This is a genomic window from Bradyrhizobium sp. (assembly GCF_022844465.1).
Classification (GTDB): domain Bacteria; phylum Pseudomonadota; class Alphaproteobacteria; order Rhizobiales; family Xanthobacteraceae; genus Bradyrhizobium.
Map to the genome: position 1 here is coordinate 1 of NZ_JALHLP010000030.1, position 16,720 is coordinate 16,720.

General features: G+C 65.3%; 16 protein-coding genes and 1 rRNA gene. 13 read left to right on the forward strand and 4 right to left on the reverse strand.

Features of this window, described 5'->3' with window-relative positions:
* The first annotated feature begins 278 nt into the window (after positions 1-278).
* From Q0D31_RS23775 to Q0D31_RS23810, 8 genes are all read left to right on the forward strand, one after another.
* On the forward strand, positions 279-1,886 hold the full coding sequence (locus Q0D31_RS23775; RefSeq protein WP_291856719.1) for a GMC family oxidoreductase N-terminal domain-containing protein: 1,608 nt from the start codon (positions 279-281) through the stop codon (positions 1,884-1,886).
* Positions 1,887-2,110: 224 nt separating this feature from the next.
* On the forward strand, positions 2,111-2,893 hold the full coding sequence (locus Q0D31_RS23780) for an SDR family oxidoreductase (protein WP_291856722.1): 783 nt from the start codon (positions 2,111-2,113) through the stop codon (positions 2,891-2,893).
* Positions 2,890-3,900, forward strand: coding sequence for an NADPH:quinone reductase (locus tag Q0D31_RS23785; RefSeq protein WP_291856724.1), 1,011 nt, complete (start codon positions 2,890-2,892; stop codon positions 3,898-3,900). Before Q0D31_RS23780 ends, Q0D31_RS23785 begins: the two co-directional genes overlap by 4 nt.
* A gap of 19 nt (positions 3,901-3,919) precedes the next feature.
* Entirely contained in the window at positions 3,920-4,765 is an 846-nt protein-coding gene (locus Q0D31_RS23790; RefSeq protein WP_291856726.1) for an MBL fold metallo-hydrolase, read from the forward strand.
* A gap of 123 nt (positions 4,766-4,888) precedes the next feature.
* On the forward strand, positions 4,889-5,731 hold the full coding sequence (locus tag Q0D31_RS23795) for a fumarylacetoacetate hydrolase family protein (protein ID WP_291856728.1): 843 nt from the start codon (positions 4,889-4,891) through the stop codon (positions 5,729-5,731).
* A gap of 160 nt (positions 5,732-5,891) precedes the next feature.
* Entirely contained in the window at positions 5,892-6,506 is a 615-nt protein-coding gene (locus Q0D31_RS23800) for a glutathione S-transferase family protein (RefSeq protein WP_291856730.1), read from the forward strand.
* Positions 6,507-6,519: 13 nt separating this feature from the next.
* The gene (locus Q0D31_RS23805; RefSeq protein WP_291856732.1) at positions 6,520-7,389 is read left to right on the forward strand and encodes an MBL fold metallo-hydrolase; all 870 of its coding nucleotides are present in this window, start codon (positions 6,520-6,522) and stop codon (positions 7,387-7,389) included.
* Positions 7,386-8,195, forward strand: a complete 810-nt coding sequence (locus Q0D31_RS23810) for an enoyl-CoA hydratase-related protein (protein WP_291856734.1) — start codon at positions 7,386-7,388, stop codon at positions 8,193-8,195. Before Q0D31_RS23805 ends, Q0D31_RS23810 begins: the two co-directional genes overlap by 4 nt.
* Before the next feature lie 97 nt (positions 8,196-8,292).
* On the opposite strand, the gene Q0D31_RS23815 is transcribed toward Q0D31_RS23810, so the two are convergent.
* Complete coding sequence (locus Q0D31_RS23815) at positions 8,293-8,835, reverse strand: methylated-DNA--[protein]-cysteine S-methyltransferase (RefSeq protein WP_291856737.1); 543 nt, start codon at positions 8,833-8,835, stop codon at positions 8,293-8,295.
* A gap of 182 nt (positions 8,836-9,017) precedes the next feature.
* Here Q0D31_RS23815 and Q0D31_RS23820 point away from each other — a divergent pair, with 182 nt between their 5' ends.
* The 4 genes from Q0D31_RS23820 (at position 9,018) to Q0D31_RS23835 (ending at position 12,951) form a co-directional block, all read left to right on the forward strand.
* Positions 9,018-9,839 (forward strand): alpha/beta hydrolase, encoded by an 822-nt coding sequence (locus Q0D31_RS23820; RefSeq protein WP_291856739.1) that lies wholly within the window; start codon positions 9,018-9,020, stop codon positions 9,837-9,839.
* 59 nt (positions 9,840-9,898) lie between these two features.
* Positions 9,899-10,573, forward strand: a complete 675-nt coding sequence (locus Q0D31_RS23825) for a GntR family transcriptional regulator (RefSeq protein WP_291856741.1) — start codon at positions 9,899-9,901, stop codon at positions 10,571-10,573.
* A gap of 135 nt (positions 10,574-10,708) precedes the next feature.
* Entirely contained in the window at positions 10,709-11,509 is an 801-nt protein-coding gene (locus Q0D31_RS23830) for a phytanoyl-CoA dioxygenase family protein (protein ID WP_291856743.1), read from the forward strand.
* A gap of 128 nt (positions 11,510-11,637) precedes the next feature.
* Positions 11,638-12,951, forward strand: coding sequence for a Gfo/Idh/MocA family oxidoreductase (locus Q0D31_RS23835; protein ID WP_291856745.1), 1,314 nt, complete (start codon positions 11,638-11,640; stop codon positions 12,949-12,951).
* A 98-nt stretch (positions 12,952-13,049) separates the two neighbouring features.
* Here the strand turns inward: Q0D31_RS23835 and Q0D31_RS23840 are convergent, their stop codons facing one another.
* Positions 13,050-14,135 (reverse strand): SDR family oxidoreductase, encoded by a 1,086-nt coding sequence (locus Q0D31_RS23840; RefSeq protein WP_291856747.1) that lies wholly within the window; start codon positions 14,133-14,135, stop codon positions 13,050-13,052.
* A gap of 356 nt (positions 14,136-14,491) precedes the next feature.
* Here Q0D31_RS23840 and Q0D31_RS23845 point away from each other — a divergent pair, with 356 nt between their 5' ends.
* Positions 14,492-15,580, forward strand: coding sequence for a TRAP transporter substrate-binding protein (locus Q0D31_RS23845; protein ID WP_291856749.1), 1,089 nt, complete (start codon positions 14,492-14,494; stop codon positions 15,578-15,580).
* 90 nt (positions 15,581-15,670) lie between these two features.
* Here the strand turns inward: Q0D31_RS23845 and Q0D31_RS23850 are convergent, their stop codons facing one another.
* Both Q0D31_RS23850 and rrf read right to left on the reverse strand, forming a co-directional pair.
* Positions 15,671-16,282 (reverse strand): hypothetical protein, encoded by a 612-nt coding sequence (locus Q0D31_RS23850; protein ID WP_291856750.1) that lies wholly within the window; start codon positions 16,280-16,282, stop codon positions 15,671-15,673.
* Between the two features lie 345 nt (positions 16,283-16,627).
* A 5S ribosomal RNA gene (rrf, locus tag Q0D31_RS23855) occupies positions 16,628-16,720 on the reverse strand; the annotation flags it as partial.

Here is a 16,720-nt window from a genome sequence, read left to right on the forward strand (position 1 = left end):
AACGCCTGTTGGGCGCCGATCGATCCCGTCCAGAGGCTTCCTGAGAAGACGACCCGGGCCGAAGCCATCGGGTGCGAGGGGTATGTACCAACGTCATCCCGCTTTGGAAAGGGGCAAGGCCCCGCTTTTGAGGATTTTATGACGGCGAGAACCAGCATTTGAAGCGCCAAAACCGCCCGCTGGAACCACTCTTGCCATAAACGCCACAAAAGCGGAGTTTTGCCCGGAAAGCGCGGCGCTGAAGCCGCGCCAGAGCAGATTTTTCCGGGGGGAAGCGGGTGGGCGATACGTTCGATTTCGTGGTGGTGGGCGGCGGCTCCGGCGGCTGCGCGGTGGCGGGGCGGCTGTCGGAGGACCCCAAGACCTCGGTGGCGCTGCTGGATGCCGGCGGCAAGAACGACAATTGGGTGGTGACGACGCCGTTCGCGCTGGTGCTGATGGTGGCCGGGAACGTCAACAACTGGGCCTTCAACACGGTGCCGCAGAAGGGCCTCAACGGCCGCATCGGCTATCAGCCGCGCGGCAAGGGGCTCGGCGGCTCGGCGGCGATCAACGCCATGGTCTATATCCGCGGCCATCGCAGCGATTACGACCAGTGGGCCGCGCTCGGCAACGCCGGCTGGTCGTTCGCCGACGTGCTGCCCTACTTCAAGCGCGCCGAGGACAATTCCGATTTCGACGGCGAGTATCACGGCAAGGGCGGGCCGCTCGCCGTCAACCGTCTGCGCACGCAAAATCCGGTGCAGCAGACCTTCCTGCAGGCGGCGCGGGAGGCGCAGTTTCGCCTGCGCGAGGATTTCAACGCCGACGAGCACGAGGGGCTCGGCATCTACCAGGTGACGCAGCGGAACGGCGAACGCTGGAGCGCCGCCCGCGCCTACATCCATCCGCACATGGCAAGCCGCGACAATCTTCGCGTGGAGACCAGCGCCCATGCGACGCGCATCCTGTTCGAGGGCAAGCGCGCGGTCGGCGTCGAATACCGCCAGGGCAAGGAACTGAAACAGATCCGCGCCCGGCGCGAGGTGATCGTGTCCTCCGGCGCGTTCCAGACGCCGCAACTCCTGATGCTGTCGGGCGTCGGCGACGGTGCTGCGCTGGCGAAGCACGGCATCGCCCCGGTGCACCACCTGCCCGGTGTCGGCCAGAACCTGCAGGACCATCCCGATTTCGTGTTCGGCTACATGTCGGACGATCCGAACTTCGTCGGCCTCTCGCTCAAGGCGCTGCCGCGGCTGCTGCGCGCGATCGGCCAGTACCGGCGCGAGCGAACCGGGCCGATGACCTCGAACTTCGCCGAATGCGGCGGCTTCCTCAAGACCCGGCCCGACCTCGACGTTCCCGACATCCAGCTCCATTTCGGCATGGCGATGGCCGACGATCACGGCCGCAAGCGCCATCGCGGCACCGGCTTCAGCTGCCATGTCTGCCTGCTGCGGCCGAAGAGCCGCGGCAGCGTGGCGCTCGGCAGCGCCGATCCGCTCGCCGCTCCGCTGATCGATCCGAACTTCTTCGGCGATCCCGACGATCTGGAAAGCATGGTCGCCGGCTTCAAGACGACGCGGCGGCTGATGGAGGCGCCGGCGCTGCGCGCGCTGCAGAAAAAGGACATGTTCACCGCGGGCGTGCACACCGACGACGACATCCGCGCGCTGCTGCGCGAGCGCGTCGATACCGTCTACCACCCGGTAGGCACCTGCAAGATGGGCATCAACGACCCGCTGGCCGTGGTCGATCCGAGGCTGAAAGTCCACGGCCTCGAAGCCCTGCGGGTGGTCGACGCTTCGGTGATGCCTACCCTGATCGGCGGCAATACCAATGCGCCGACCATCATGATCGGCGAGAAGGCCGCCGACATGATCAAGGCGGAGCTGCGGGCGAATTGATGATCGTCATTGCGAACGCAGCGAAGCAATCCATGCCTCGACACGCGCATCGATGGATTGCTTCGCTTCGCTCGCAATGACGCGGGGGGAGCGGGGCACAGCCACTTTCCGGGATCGCCATATGCGTTATCGGCAGGCCTTGGCGGCTTACCAGGCGCGCCCAACTTGGCTACACTGCGGGCATCGAACCAGACTAAATCACCTGACATAACGGGAGCGAAACAGTGGATCTTGGGATCAAAGGCCGCCGCGCGATCATCTGCGCCTCCAGCAAGGGCCTCGGGCGCGCCTGCGCCATGGCGCTGGCCAACGAAGGCGTCCACGTCACCCTGACGGCGCGCGGCGCCGAAGCGCTGAAAAAAACCGCCGACGAAATCCGCAAAGCCAATCCCGGCGTCACCGTCACCGAGGTCGCCGGCGACATCACCACGCCGGCCGGGCGCGAGGCGGCGCTGAAGGCCTGTCCCGACCCCGATATCCTGATCAACAATGCCGGCGGCCCCCCGCCCGGCGATTTCCGCAACTGGACCCGCGACGACTGGATCAAGGCGATCGACGCCAACATGCTGACGCCGATCGAGCTGATCAAGTCGACGGTGGACGGGATGATGGCGCGAAAATTCGGCCGCATCGTCAACATCACTTCGGCCGCGGTGAAGGCGCCGATCGAGATACTGGGATTGTCCAACGGCGCCCGCGCCGGCCTCACCGGCTTCATCGCGGGGCTTTCGCGCAAGACCGTAATCAGCAACGTCACCATCAACGCGCTGCTGCCGGGACCGTTCGAGACCGACCGGCTGCGCGGGACGGCGAAGGTGGAAGCCGAAAAGCGCGGCGTCCCGATCGAGCAGCTGCTGGCCGAGCGCGCCAAGCTCAACCCGGCCGGGCGTTTCGGCGATCCCGACGAGTTCGGCTACGCCTGTGCCTTCCTGTGCGGCGACAAGGCCGGCTTCATCACCGGCCAGAATATCCTGCTCGACGGCGGCGCGTTTCCGGGAACGCTGTGAAGGCGGTCTGGTACGAGCGGACGGGCCCGGCGCAGGAGGTGCTGACCCATGGCGAGATGCCGACGCCGGTGGCCGGCCCCGGCGAGGTCCGGGTGCGACTGGAGGCGTCCGGCGTCAATCCGGCCGACGTCGGCCGTCGCGGCGGCTCCTATCGCGCGATGGAGTATCCGCGCGTGATCCCCAACAGCGACGGCGCCGGGATCATCGACCAGATCGGCGACGGCGTGACGCGGCTCAAGCCCGGCCAGCGCGTCTGGCTGTTCAACGGCCAGCGCAACGGCCGCGCCTTCGGCACCGCGGCCGAGTACATCGCGCTGTCAGAACACCTGGTGACGCCGCTGCCGGACCATCTGTCGTTCGCAGCAGGCGCCACCCTCGGCATCCCCGCGATGACGGCCTGGACCTGCCTGTTCGGCGACGGCCCCATCGTCGGCAAGACGGTGCTGGTCACCGGCGGCGCCGGCGCCGTCGGCCACTACGCGGTGCAGCTGGCCAAATGGGGCGGCGCGCAGGTGATCGCGACCGTCAGTTCGCCGGCCAAGGCGGAGCAGGCGCGGCTTGCCGGCGCCGACCTTGTCATCAACTACAAGACCGAGGACGTGATCGCCAAGGCGATGGCCTTCACCGGCCAGCGCGGCCTCGACCGCGTCGTCGAGGTCGATTTCGGCGGCAACATCGACACCACGCTGAAGCTGATGGGGATGAACTCGACCATCGCGGTCTATGCCACCAACGGCAACCGCGCGCCCGTGGTGCCGATGCGCGACTTGATGGAGAAGTGCATCGCGGTGCGCGCGCTGGTGCTGTTCGCGCTGCCGCCGCCGCTGCTTGCGGCAGCGCAGGCCGACATCACCAAATGGCTGGCGGCGGGCCGCCGCCTTCACAACGTCGCGGCGCAGTTTGCGCTGTCGGATACGGCGCTGGCGCATCTGGCGGTGGAGAAAGGCGACAAGCTCGGCACCGTCGTCGTGGACTGCGCGGTGAATCGAAAGACTGGTCGAGCATGACAAAACAAGGAAACGCCGGATGCAGTGGAACGTAGGCAAGGTCAGGATCACCAAGATCGTCGAGCTGGAGACCGTCGGCAGCACCCGCTTCATCCTGCCGCTCGCCACCAACGAGGAAATCCAGAAACTGCCGTGGCTGATCCCGCATTTCGCGACCGATGAAGGCCGGCTCAGGATGTCGATCCACTCGCTGCTGGTCGAGACGCCGTCGCGGCGGATCATCGTCGATACCGGGCTCGGCAACGACAAACAGGGCCGCAACGTTCCGACCTGGAACAACCGCAACGATCCTTTCCTGGAGAAGCTGACGGCGGCGGGCTTCCCGCCCGACAGCATCGACACCGTGCTGTGCACGCATCTGCATGTCGACCATGTCGGCTGGAACACGCGGCTGGTCGGCGGCAAATGGGTGCCGACGTTCGGCAACGCCCGCTACGTGTTCGGCAGGACCGAGTTCGAGCATTGGCGCGACCACAGCCATGAGCCGGCGCAGCAGGCTGTGTTCGGCGATTCGGTGCGGCCGATCGCCGACGCCGGCAAGGCCGATCTCGTCGCCAGCGACGCGCGCCTCGGCGACGAGATCACGCTGATCCCGACTCCGGGCCACAGCCCAGGCCATATGAGCATCCATATCAGGTCCGGCGGCGCGGACGCCCTGCTCACGGGAGACGTCGCCCACCATCCCTGCCAGATGTCGTATCTCGACTGGTCGTCGACCGCCGATTCCGACGCCACGCAGTCGGCAGCGACCCGCCGCGACCTGTTCGCGCGCTTTGCCGACACGCCGACGCTGGTGATCGGCGGCCACTTCAATGCCGGCCACATCAGGCGTGAGGGGGACGCCTTCAAGTTCATCGCGTTGTAGGGTGGGCAAAAGCGCAGCGTGCCCACCCTACCCTGCGCTTTCGGCAGTTGAATTTCCCGTCCCGCTGCTCCAAAAGCATTCCAAGTCAAAAAAACGTCAAGAAAACCCGCAGGGAGTGATCACATGAAGCTTGTTCGTTACGGCGCCAAGGGTGCGGAAAAGCCCGGCCTGATCGATAAATCCGGCCAGTTGCGCGATCTTTCGGCGCATATCAGGGACCTCGACGGCGAGGCCTACTCGCCGGCCTCGCTGGCCAGGCTCGCCGCGCTGGATACCGCCAAGCTTCCCGCCGTGAGCGGCTCGCCGCGCTTCGGCGCGCCGGTCACCGGCATCTCGAAATTCGTCGCCATCGGCCTCAATTATGTCGATCACGCCAAGGAAACCGGCAATCCGATTCCCCCCGAGCCGATCTTCTTCCTGAAAGCCAACACCTCGCTGTCGGGCCCGAACGACGCGGTCGAGAAGCCGCGCGAATCCAAGAAGCTCGACTGGGAAGTCGAGATCGCGGCCATCATCGGCACCCGCGCCAAATACGTCTCCGAAGCCGACGCGCTCAACCACGTTGCCGGCTACTGCGTCTGCAACGACGTCTCCGAGCGCTACTTTCAGCAGGAGCGCGGCGGGCAATGGACCAAGGGCAAGTCGCACGACACGTTCGGTCCGGTCGGCCCCTGGCTGGTCACCAAGGACGAAATCCCCGATGTGCAGAAGCTGTCGATGTGGCTCGACGTCAACGGCAAGCGCTGCCAGACCGGATCGACCTCGACGATGATCTTCTCGATGGCAAAATGCATCGCCTACGTCTCGACCTTCCTCACGCTGCTGCCCGGCGACATCATCACCACGGGCACCCCGCCCGGCGTCGGCGCCGGCATGAAGCCGCCGCAGTTCCTCAACATCGGCGACGTCGTCACGCTCGGCATCGAAGGCCTCGGCCAGCAGCGCCAGGAAATCATCGCGGCGTAGGCGTCATACCCCGCAAAAGCGGGGCATCCAGTACGCCGCGGCTTTGGTGAGAAAACCGAACGACCGCGAAGTACTGGATCATCCGCCTGCGCGGATGATGACATCGAGACGTCTTCATGACCGGGCATGACAAGAGAAACACCCAAGGAAGTAACAGAAAATGAAACTCACCTTCTCGCCGGCCTCGCCGTTCGCCCGCAAGGTCCGCATTGCCGCGATCGAGACCGGCCTGATCGACCGGATCGAATTCATCTCCGCCGCGGTCACGCCGGGCCAGCCCAATGAGGAATACACGAAGATCACGCCGCTGAAGAAGCTGCCGGTGCTGATCCTCGACAACGGCGAGGTGATCCTGGATTCCTATGTCATCGTCGAATATCTCGACGAGCTGGCCGGCGGCGGCAAGCTGATCCCGGTATCCGGCCCGGAGCGATGGAGGGTCAAGAGCGACCATTCGCTGTTGCAGGGCATGCTCGATTCCATGCTGCTGTGCCGCTACGAGAACATGACGCGGCCGGAGCCGCTGCGCTGGAAGGCGTGGTCGGACGACCACTGGAACCGGGCATGGACGGGGATGGCCCGCTTCGAGAACAGGCCCGAGACGCTGTCGGCGCCGTTCAACATCGCGCAAGCAGGCCTTGTCTGTGTGCTCGGCTACGCCGATTTCCGCTTCGCCGATTGCGGCTGGCGCAAGGCCTATCCGAAGCTCGACGCATTTCACCAGAAGATGCTGGAGCGGCCATCGGTGAAAATTTCGGCGCCGCCCCCGGCGTAAGCGGAGATCATTCATGAACCTCAAATTCACCGTCGGCGACCTTACCATCCACCGCATCATCGAGCAGGAAACCACCTTCCTGCCGGCGCTGGAAATGCTGCCGGGGCTGACCCCGGATGTCCTGGCCGAAAACCGGTCATGGATGCAGAAGGCCGGCGCGCTCGACGCCAGCGACGTGCTGATCCTGTGTTTCCAGTCCTATGTGGTGAAGACGCCGCACCATACCATCCTGGTCGACAGCTGCATCGGCAACGACAAGCCGCGGCCGCAGCGGCCGAAATGGAACATGAAGACCGACGATACCTACGCGCGCGCGCTGGCGGCCGCCGGGATTGCCGTCGGCGACATCGATTATGTCATGTGCACGCATTTGCATGTCGACCATGTCGGCTGGAACACCCGGCTCGAAGGCGGGCGCTGGGTGCCGACCTTCCCCAAGGCGCGCTACGTGTTCGGCAAGACCGAGTTCGACTACTGGACCGAAACCCACGCCAGGACGCCGGTGCCACCGTTCGCCGACAGCGTGCTGCCGGTGGTCGAGGCGCGGCAGGCCGAGATCGTCCGCGACGATTACGCGATCGGCGACCACGCCCGCATCCTGCCGACGCCGGGCCACACGCCCGGCCATGTCGCCTTCACCTTCGGCCGCGGCAGGGACGCCGCGGTGTTCTCCGGCGACCTCATGCATTCGCCGCTGCAGACACGCTATCCGGAGCTGTCGGCGAAGTTCGACGTCGACCAGGCGCAGGCGGCGACGACGCGGCGCGGCTTCCTGGAGCGCTATTGCGACACCGACACGCTGTGCTGCACTGCGCATTTCCCTTCGCCCTCCACCGGCAGGATCCGCCGCGCCGGAAACGGATTTTCCTGCGAGGCCTCATGAGCGCCCGCGCGGCAACACCCGGCTTTGAGACCCTCGCGCTTGAGGCGATCGACGACCACGTCACGATCGTCCGGCTCAATCGCCCCGACGCCGCCAACGCGCTCAACACCCAGATGGGACGCGATCTCGTCGCCTTTTTCGAGGATGTTGCGCTCGACCCAAAAGGGTTGCGCTGCATCGTCCTGACCGGCGCCGGCGACAAGGCGTTCTGCGCTGGCGGCGACCTCAAGGAGCGCCGCGGCATGAGCGACGAGGCGTGGACGCGCCAGCATGTGATCTTCGAGCGGATGGTGCGGGCGCTGATCGACTGCCCGGTCCCGATCATCGGCGCCGTCAACGGCGCGGCCTATGGCGGCGGCTGCGAGATCGCAGGCGCCTGCGACTTCCTGTACGCCGCGGCGATCGCGCGGTTCGCGCTGACCGAGGTGACGCTCGGCATCATGCCCGGCGGCGGCGGCACCCAGACCCTGCCGCGCGCCGTCGGCGAGCGCCGCGCCAAGGAATTGATCCTGACCGGCAAGCCGTTCACCGCGACGGAGGCCCATGCCTGGGGTTTCGTCAACGAAGTGCTGTCGCCTTCGGAGTTGTTGCCGGCGGCGCTGGCGACCGCATCACGGATCGCGCGCAATGCGCCGATCTCGGTGCGCCAGGCGAAGCTCTCGATCCATCGCGGCCTGCAATTGTCGCTGCGCGACGGCCTCGCGCTCGAGATCGAGGCCTACAACCGCATGGTGCCGACCGAGGACCGCCGCGAAGGCGTGCTCGCCTTCAACGAGAAGCGACCGCCGAATTTCAGGGGACGCTGAACCTGCGCGCGTGGCGAACACCGACGCGGCCTTCCTTTCACCTCTCCCATGGGGAGAGGTGAAGATGGTACCGTCCCTGGATGCTGACGAGGCGGCGTCAATCGAACAGATTCGGCGTGTGGTTGACGGCCGCGCCTTCGATCGCCAGCATCTTCAGCTTCGTCATCACGCCGCCATTGGCGGAGAAGCCGCCGGGCTTGTTGCCCGCTGCCAGCACGCGGTGACAGGGCACCACGATCGGACAGGGATTGCGCCCGAGCGCCTGGCCGACGTCGCGCGACAGCTCAACGCCGCCGAGCTTCCTGGCGATATCGCCATAGGTCAGGGTCTTGCCGGGCGGGATGGTGCGCGCGATCTCGTAGACGCCGCGGTTGAAATCGGGGACGCCGTCGAGATCGAGCACGACATCGGTGAGATCGTTCGGCTTGCCGGCCAGCAGTTCGACGATGCCGTCGATGGCGGCCTGGACTGTCGCCGGCGGCGGTGCCTCGATGAGATCGTCATGGCGCTGCCGCAGGCGAGTGCGCGTCTTGTTCGCGTCGCCCATCGGCAGTTGCACCGAGCTAATGCCGCGCGCTCGCCACACGACGCCGCAGCGGCCGATCGCGGTATCGAAGATCGCGAATTGGTGAGCGGTCATGGCTGACTCCGTTTGATCCTGTTCAGCGCCACCAGCATCCTGTTGCGCCTGAATCTAGGCTTGGAGATTATTGCGATCCACCCGAAACCGGGAACAACTTGACGGCATGAACAACTTCCGTTGATCTCCGGTCGTCGCCCGCCCCCTTCAAGAATACTGCCCCTCATTCCTCGCGAGCCCAGATGCAGACCCTTCACGTCAACGGCTACGACATGGCCTATCTCGATATCGGCCAGGGCGCCGGCAAGATCCCGCCGCTGCTGTGCGTGCATGGCTCGCTGTGCGACTTCCGGATCTGGTCGTCGGTGCTGGGACCGCTGACGCGAGAACGCCGCGTGATCACGCCGTCGTTGCGGCACTTCTTTCCTGAGCATTGGGACGGCATCGGCGACACCTATTCGATCGTGCAGCACGTCAGTGACGTCATCGCCTTTATCGAGAAACTGGACACCAGGCCGGTCGACCTGATGGGCCACTCCCGCGGCGGGCACATCGCTTTCCGGGTCGCGCAGCGCCGGCCTGACCTGTTGCGCAAACTGATCCTGGCCGAACCCGGCGGCGAACTCGACGCCACGCTCGATCCCGCGTTCAAGCCCGGCCCCTCGCCGCTGGCGGCGCGGATCGCGGCCTCCGCCGAGGTCATCGCCAACGGCGATATCGACGGCGGCCTGCAGATCTTCATCGACGCGCTGGAAGGCCCCGGCGCCTGGAAGCGGCTGCCGGCGACGCCGAAGCAATTGCTGCGGGACAACGCGATGACGCTGATCGGGCAGACCCGCGACCAGCGCCCGCCCTTCTCCAGGACCGACGCGGAAGCGATTCGGACACCGACGCTGTTCATCGGCGGCGCCAACACCAGGGGTACGCTGCGGCAGGTGCTGGAGACGCTGGCGGCGAATGTGAAGGGATCGCGCACCGCGATGATCCCGGATACCACCCATCCGATGTTCGAGCAGGCGCCGCAGAAATACTGCGAGATCGTGCTGGATTTCCTGGCGGGTTGACGGCGGCCCGGCGACGGCTTACGAATACGGAATTCCGTATTCGATCTCAGGCCGGCCACATGAACCCGTTGGACCCGCTCCCCAACCTGATTGATCAGGTCTACGCCTGTATTCTCGAGGCGATCATCGATCGCTCGCTGCCGCCGGGACACCGCATCCGACAGAACGAGCTTGCCGAGAGGCTCGGCGTGTCGCGCCAGCCGATCTCGCACGCGCTGCATTTGCTGCACCGGCAGGGCCTCGTCACCGAGAGCGGCCGGCGCGGCTTTGAGGTCACCCGGCTCGACCCGGCACGCATCCGCCAGCTCTACGAAGTGCGCGGCGCGATCGACGCGCTGGCGGCGCGGCTGGCCGCCGGGCGGATCAAGGTCGACGGTCCTGGACGGGCGCAACTGGTGGCGGCGCTGCAAGCCGGGCGCGCCATTGACGCGGATACGCCGCTGGCGCGGCTGATCGCGCTCGACGTCGATTTCCACCGCGCGATCTACCGACTCGCCGGCAATCCCGCGATCGAGGAATTGATCGCGCCGCAATGGCCGCACATGCGCCGATCGATGGCGACGGTGCTTGCCGAACTGGATTATCGCGACAGCGCCTGGAGTGAGCACGAGACCATCGCCGCGCAGATTCTGGCGGGCAACGCCGGCGCGGCCGAGGCCGCGGCATTGGCGCATGCCCAGACGGCGGGACGAATGACCGAGGAGAGATTGCGGGCGACGGACAGGGCGGCGTGATTGAAGCGCCGTCGTTCCGGGATGGTCCAAGGGACCAGACCTCAGATGCGCAATTGCGCATCGGGGAACCTCGAGATTCCGGGTTCGCGCTGCGCGCGCCCCGGAATGACGAAAAAACCAAAGGGAGGAAACACCATGAAATTGACGCCGCAGCAGATCGAACATTTCAACCGCGAAGGCTGGCTGTTTCTGCCGGAGCTGTTCAGCCAGGAGGAAGTGAACTATCTGGCGCGCGAGGCCGAAGGCATCTATGACGCCAACCGCCCCGAAGTCTGGCGCGAGAAGAGTGGCGCGCCGCGCACCGCATTCGCCGCCCATCTCTATAACGAGGCGTTCGGGGTTCTCGGCGCGCATCCGCGCATGATCGAGCCGATCGAGCAGATCTTTGGCGAAAAGCTCTACATGCATCAGTTCAAGATCAACGCCAAGGCCGCTTTCACCGGCGACGTCTGGCAGTGGCACCAGGATTACGGCACCTGGAAGCGCGACGACGGCATGCCGGAGCCGCGGGCGATGAACATCGCGATCTTCCTCGACGAGGTGATGCCGATCAACGGTCCCCTGATGCTGGTGCCGCGCAGCCAGCACGCCGGCGACCTCAAGGCTTCGCACGACCTGGCGACCACGTCCTATCCGCTGTGGACGCTGGACGAGGCGACCGTCACCCGACTGGTGAAGGAAGGCGGCATCGTCGCGCCGACCGGCAAGCCCGGCGGCATGCTGATGTTCCACGGCAACCTAGTGCATGGCTCGGCCGGCAACATCACGCCCTACCCGCGCAAGATCGTCTACCTGACGCTCAACGCGGTCTCGAACTACATCCGCACGCCGACGCGGCCGGAATACATCGCCCATCGCGACTTCACGCCGATCCAGACCGTGGACGACGACGCGCTACTGCGGCTCGCCCGCGCCCATCGCCAGGCGGCGGAGTAGGTTTCGCACCGTCATTCCGGGGCGACGCGACAGCATCGAACCCGGAATCTATATCGGCCTCCAGCTCTGGATTCCGGGTCTGCGCCAAGCGGCGCATCCCGGAATGACGGCTTGATCGGGATCCCCTCATGAACCTTCATCGTCTCCTCAACGCCCGGCTTGCCGCCGGCAAGCCGGTTCGCGTCGCGCTGATCGGCGCCGGCAAGTTCGGCTCGATGTTCCTGTCGCAGGTGCCGCATACGCCGGGGCTGGAAGTGCCTGTCATCATCGATCTCGACCGCGACCGCGCCCGCGAGGCCTGCCGCACCGTCGGCTGGGATTCCGCACGGATCGCGCGGACCACTTTCGCCGACGACGGCCTGCGCGCGATCGCCGGCGGCGGCATCGATGTCGTGGTCGAAGCCACCGGCAATCCAGCCGTCGGCATCCGGCACGCCCGGGCCGCGATCGCGGCGGGTACGCATGTCGTCATGGTCAATGTCGAGGCCGACGTACTGGCCGGGCCGCTGCTCGCGGAGGAAGCGCGCCAGGCGGGCGTGGTCTATTCGTTGGCCTATGGCGACCAGCCGGCGCTGACCGCCGAGATGGTGGACTGGGCGCGCGCCACCGGGTTTCGCGTCGTCGCCGCCGGCAAGGGCACCAAATACCTGCCGGCCTATCACGACGTCACCCCTGATGGCGTCTGGAGCCATTACGGGCTCTCGGCAGGCGAAGCGCAATCGGCCGGCATGAACCCGCAGATGTTCAACTCGTTCCTGGACGGCACCAAATCCGCAATCGAAATGGCGGCGATCGCCAATGCGACAGGACTGGACGTGCCCTCGGACGGATTGCTGTTTCCGCCCTGCGGGGTCGACGATCTGCCGCATGTGATGCGGCCGCGCGAGGCCGGCGGCGTGCTGGAGAAGGCCGGGCTGGCGGAGGTAGTGTCGTCGCTGGAGCGCGACGGACGACCGGTGTTCAGGGACCTGCGCTGGGGCGTCTATGTCGTGCTGGAGGCGCCCAACGAATACGCCGCTGATTGCTTCAGGCAATACGGGTTGAAGACCGACGTCACGGGCCGCTATGCGGCGATGTACAAGCCCTATCACCTGATCGGGCTGGAACTGAACATCTCGATCCTCTCGGCGGCGCTGCGCGGCGAGCCGACCGGGCAGCCGCAGGGTTTTCGCGGCGACGTCGCCGCGGTGGCCAAGCGCGCGCTGCGCGCCGGCGAAATGCTCGACGGCGAAGGCGGCTACACGGTATGGGGCCGGCTGATGCCGGCGGCCAAGAGCCTCGCCGTCGGCGCGCTGCCGATCGGACTTGCGCATCGCGTCAAGCTGAAGAACGACGTCGGCCACGGCGCGGTGGTTCGCTGGAGCGACGTCGAGATCGACGCCAGCAGCGACACCGTCAAGACACGCAAGGCGATGGAAACAGCGTTTGCGGCCGCGCGCTAGAGCAGGATGACTTCTCTTCGAGTCGTCATCCCGCCCTAGCTACTTTTTTGGGCATGATCTTTTCGGAAAACCGCTACACACTTTTCCGGATCATGCCTCTAAGGCAGCAAACGTCTCGACCGCGCCAGCCCGAACCATTTGCGGAACATCGCCTCGGTATCCATCATCTCGGTGAAGCCGGCCTGGTTGATCTTCACGGTCGAGACGATCGACGGCGGGCCGGACTGGGTCTGGCCGTAGCGCATGCTGTAATCGGCATATTGGAAGGAGAGTCCGACGAGCTCTTCCAAACCGGGCGACACCAGATCGTGCTTGCGGCGCAGTTCGTCCCACGGAGCGATCCATTTCGGATATTCCCGCGCGAGCGACAGCGGCACGGGCTCGCCGGGCTTCATTTCAAGCGCCTCGGCAACCGCCGGCCAGACGTTTTCCCAGGTGAACACGTCGCCATTGGTGACGTTGAAGGCCTCGTTGCGGGCCGCCTTCGCTTCTCCGGCCCAGGCGATCGCGCGGGCGAGCAGATCGACGTCGACCGCCTGCGACACCCGCGCCGCACCGCCGGGATAGTCTAGCGGCCGGCCCTGGGCGCGCAGCATCGCGGCATAGACGCCGAGCGGCGGGATCAAATCCATGGCGCCGCCCATCGCGAGGCCAATGATCAGGACCGGGCGCAGGATGCTCCAGTGCCAGGCCTTGCCCTGCTGCAGCTCGCGCAGGAACCGCTCCTGCGCCCAGTAGAAATTCGGCTGCTCGTACATCTCCGAGCGGCCCTCGCGCGCCGGCACCGTGAGCGGACGGATGTGAACGCCATAGGCCTTGGTGCCCTGCAGCAGTGTGACATGCCGAAGCTGCGGCGCGGCCGGCTCCAGTGCCGCCATCAGATTACGCAGCATCAGGTCGTTGATGCGGATCTGGTCGGGGTCGCGCCAGCCGTCGATCAGGTTGGGCGCCTCGTAGAGCGCGGCGTAGACGAGGTGCGTCGCGCCGTGAAACTCGGCCTGCACATCCCGGCATTGTGCGGCGTCGGTGAGATCGACCTGAACGTGCCGGGCGCCGTGGAGGTCGCGCGGCTTGCGCCGCGACAGCGCCAGCACCTCACATCCGGCGCTGGCGCCGAAGTGCTGCAGCGCGGCATTCCCGACCAGCCCGGTCGCGCCCGCGACCACGATCTTCTTGTCTGCCATTGCAGCTCCAGCGGTGATTTTACCGATCTCTTTTACCAGACGTCAGCCGCCGGGGTCAGCCTGCCGGACAACCCCTGATCATGCGAGTTTCACCCGCTGCGCAAACTTATTGCACCGCTTCGCATCGGCGGCGAACCCTCTACCCTTGATTATCGTTCACCAATTCGTCATCCTGCCGCAGGTCCACAGAGCCTGGGAAGCCGCATTCGAAAAACCAACCGTCTTGGTTTCGGGCCATACTCCAAGACAGCCCATATTCCGCAACAACAGTCCAGCGCCGACCACGGAAAACCAGAGAAAGACGACACAAGATCGTCGTTCCTTGGTCGGGTATCGGCAAAACAGAGGGGAAGCAAATGAAGCGTCGTGATTTCCTGAAAGTCGGCGGCGTCGGTCTCGCCGCAACCGCGGTGGCCTCACCGGCGATCGCGCAATCCAACCCCGAGATAAAGTGGCGGCTTGCCGCCAGCTGGCCGAAGGCGCTCGATACGCTCTACGGCGGCTGCGAATTTTTCTGCAAGCGCGTCGCCGACCTCACCGACAACAAGTTCCAGATTCAGCCGTTCGCCGCCGGCGAAATCGTGCCGGGCCTGCAGGTGCTCGACGCCGTCTCCAACGGCACCGTCGAGATGGGCAATACCGCGCTCTATTACTACTGGGGCAAGAACCACGCCTTCACCTTCGGCACCTCGCTGCCGTTCGGCCTCAACACCCGCGCGCATATCTCCTGGCTGCGATTCGGCGGCGGCATGGACATGCTGAACGACCTGCTGAAAGAGTATAAATGCGTGGGCCTTCCGACCGGCAGCACCGGCGCCCAGATGGGCGGCTGGTTCCGCAAGGAAATCAAGTCGATGGAAGATTTCAAGGGCCTGAAATTCCGCGTCGGCGGATTCGCGGGCACCATCATCGCCAAGGTCGGCGGCGTGCCGCAGCAGATCGCCGGCGGCGACATTTATCCGGCGCTGGAGAAGGGCACCATCGACGCCGCCGAGTGGGTCGGCCCGTACGACGACGAAAAGCTCGGCTTCGTCAAGGTCGCGAAGTACTACTATTATCCGGGCTGGTGGGAAGGCACGGGGCAGGGCCACAACGTCATGAACCTCGACAAGTTCAACGCCCTGCCGAAGCATTACCAGGCCGCGATCGAATCCGCTTCCTACGACACGTTCAGCTGGGTCACCGGGAAATACGACTACGTCAACCCGGCGGCGTTGAAGCGGCTGCTGGTGGCCGGCGCCATTCTGCGGCCATTCCCGCAGGAGGTGCTGGAGGCCTGCTACAACGCCGCGAACGAAATCTACGCGGACCTGTCCAAGACCAATCCGCACTTCAACAAGATGTATACGAGCCTGACCGCGTTCCGCGCCGAGTCGGTGGCGTGGATGCAGGTGGCTGAACTCAGCTACGACAGCTTCATGATGCGGATGCGCACCCGCACCTGATCGCCGCATCAAGACAACGAAAGAAGCCCCGGGGATTTCTCCGGGGCTTTTTCGCGCGGATGATTTTTGGTTGCGTCGGGTCGGCGCGCTTTATTCGTCCTGGTCGTCGCCCAGCGCCTCGGCGAGCTTGTCGTAATGCCTCGCCACGAGGTCGATATTGCCCTTGTGCTCGATTGCCGGCGGCGGAAATTTCAGCGCTTCGTTGAGATCTGCCAGCAGTTCCTTCTTGTCTTTCGCAGGCATCTTGTTGTCGGCCTCGACACGGGCGATCTGCGCCTTGATGACGGCCTCCGCGCCGACGAATTTCTTGGTCGCGGGATCGAAGCCGCCGAGCACGATACCGATGTTGTCGACCACGGTGTTGTATTCGTCGTAGCTGGCGAAGCCGTTCTTCCGGGCGACGTCGTCGAGTTGCGCATCGACCTTCGGGTCCGGCTTGGCGTCCTCAGGAATCTTGTCGGTGATCGCATCGATATCCTTCTGCGCCGCCAGCACGCCTGCGATCTGTGCTTCGGTCAGCGCGATCTGCTTGACGGCGGGAACCTCCGCGGCCGGCGGCGGCGCGGCCTGGGCGGGTGCGGATTGCTTCGGCGGCGCCTGGTTGGGCTGCGCCCGCAGATCGCCGCTCGGAACAACCGCCATCGCCAGGGCGAGACAGGCGGCGCCGAAGGCACAGGCGATGGGACGAAGTATCGCGGGCATGAAGTCTCCTTACGGCCGAAGTCTCGGGGTCACTGCGTGCGTCAGTCAGAGGCTGTGCTGAAGCGGTTCAAGTCGGTGGGCAAATCTGGCGACAAAAGATGGCGGAAGAAGATCGGCTGCGACCCGTTGCTTTGGTTTCGTTCGCTGCGTGACGATTCCGGCGAGGGCGATCACTATCCTGCGGTCGGTGAATCCTGCCTGAACGAGACTGCCTGTGTGAGCAGAACTACGAGATCCAGCCAGACAAAGAAAACGCCGCCTCCCCTTTGCGCAAATCTTGCGCGGAGGGAAGCGGCGTTTTGTTTGATGCTAACACGTAAAGAGGAATTGCTTTGTCCTTGGCAGGCCTGGCAGCGACCTACTCTCCCAGGGCTTAAGCCATAGTACCATTGGCGCTGAGGAGTTTAACGGCCGAGTTCGGGATGGGATCGGGTTCAA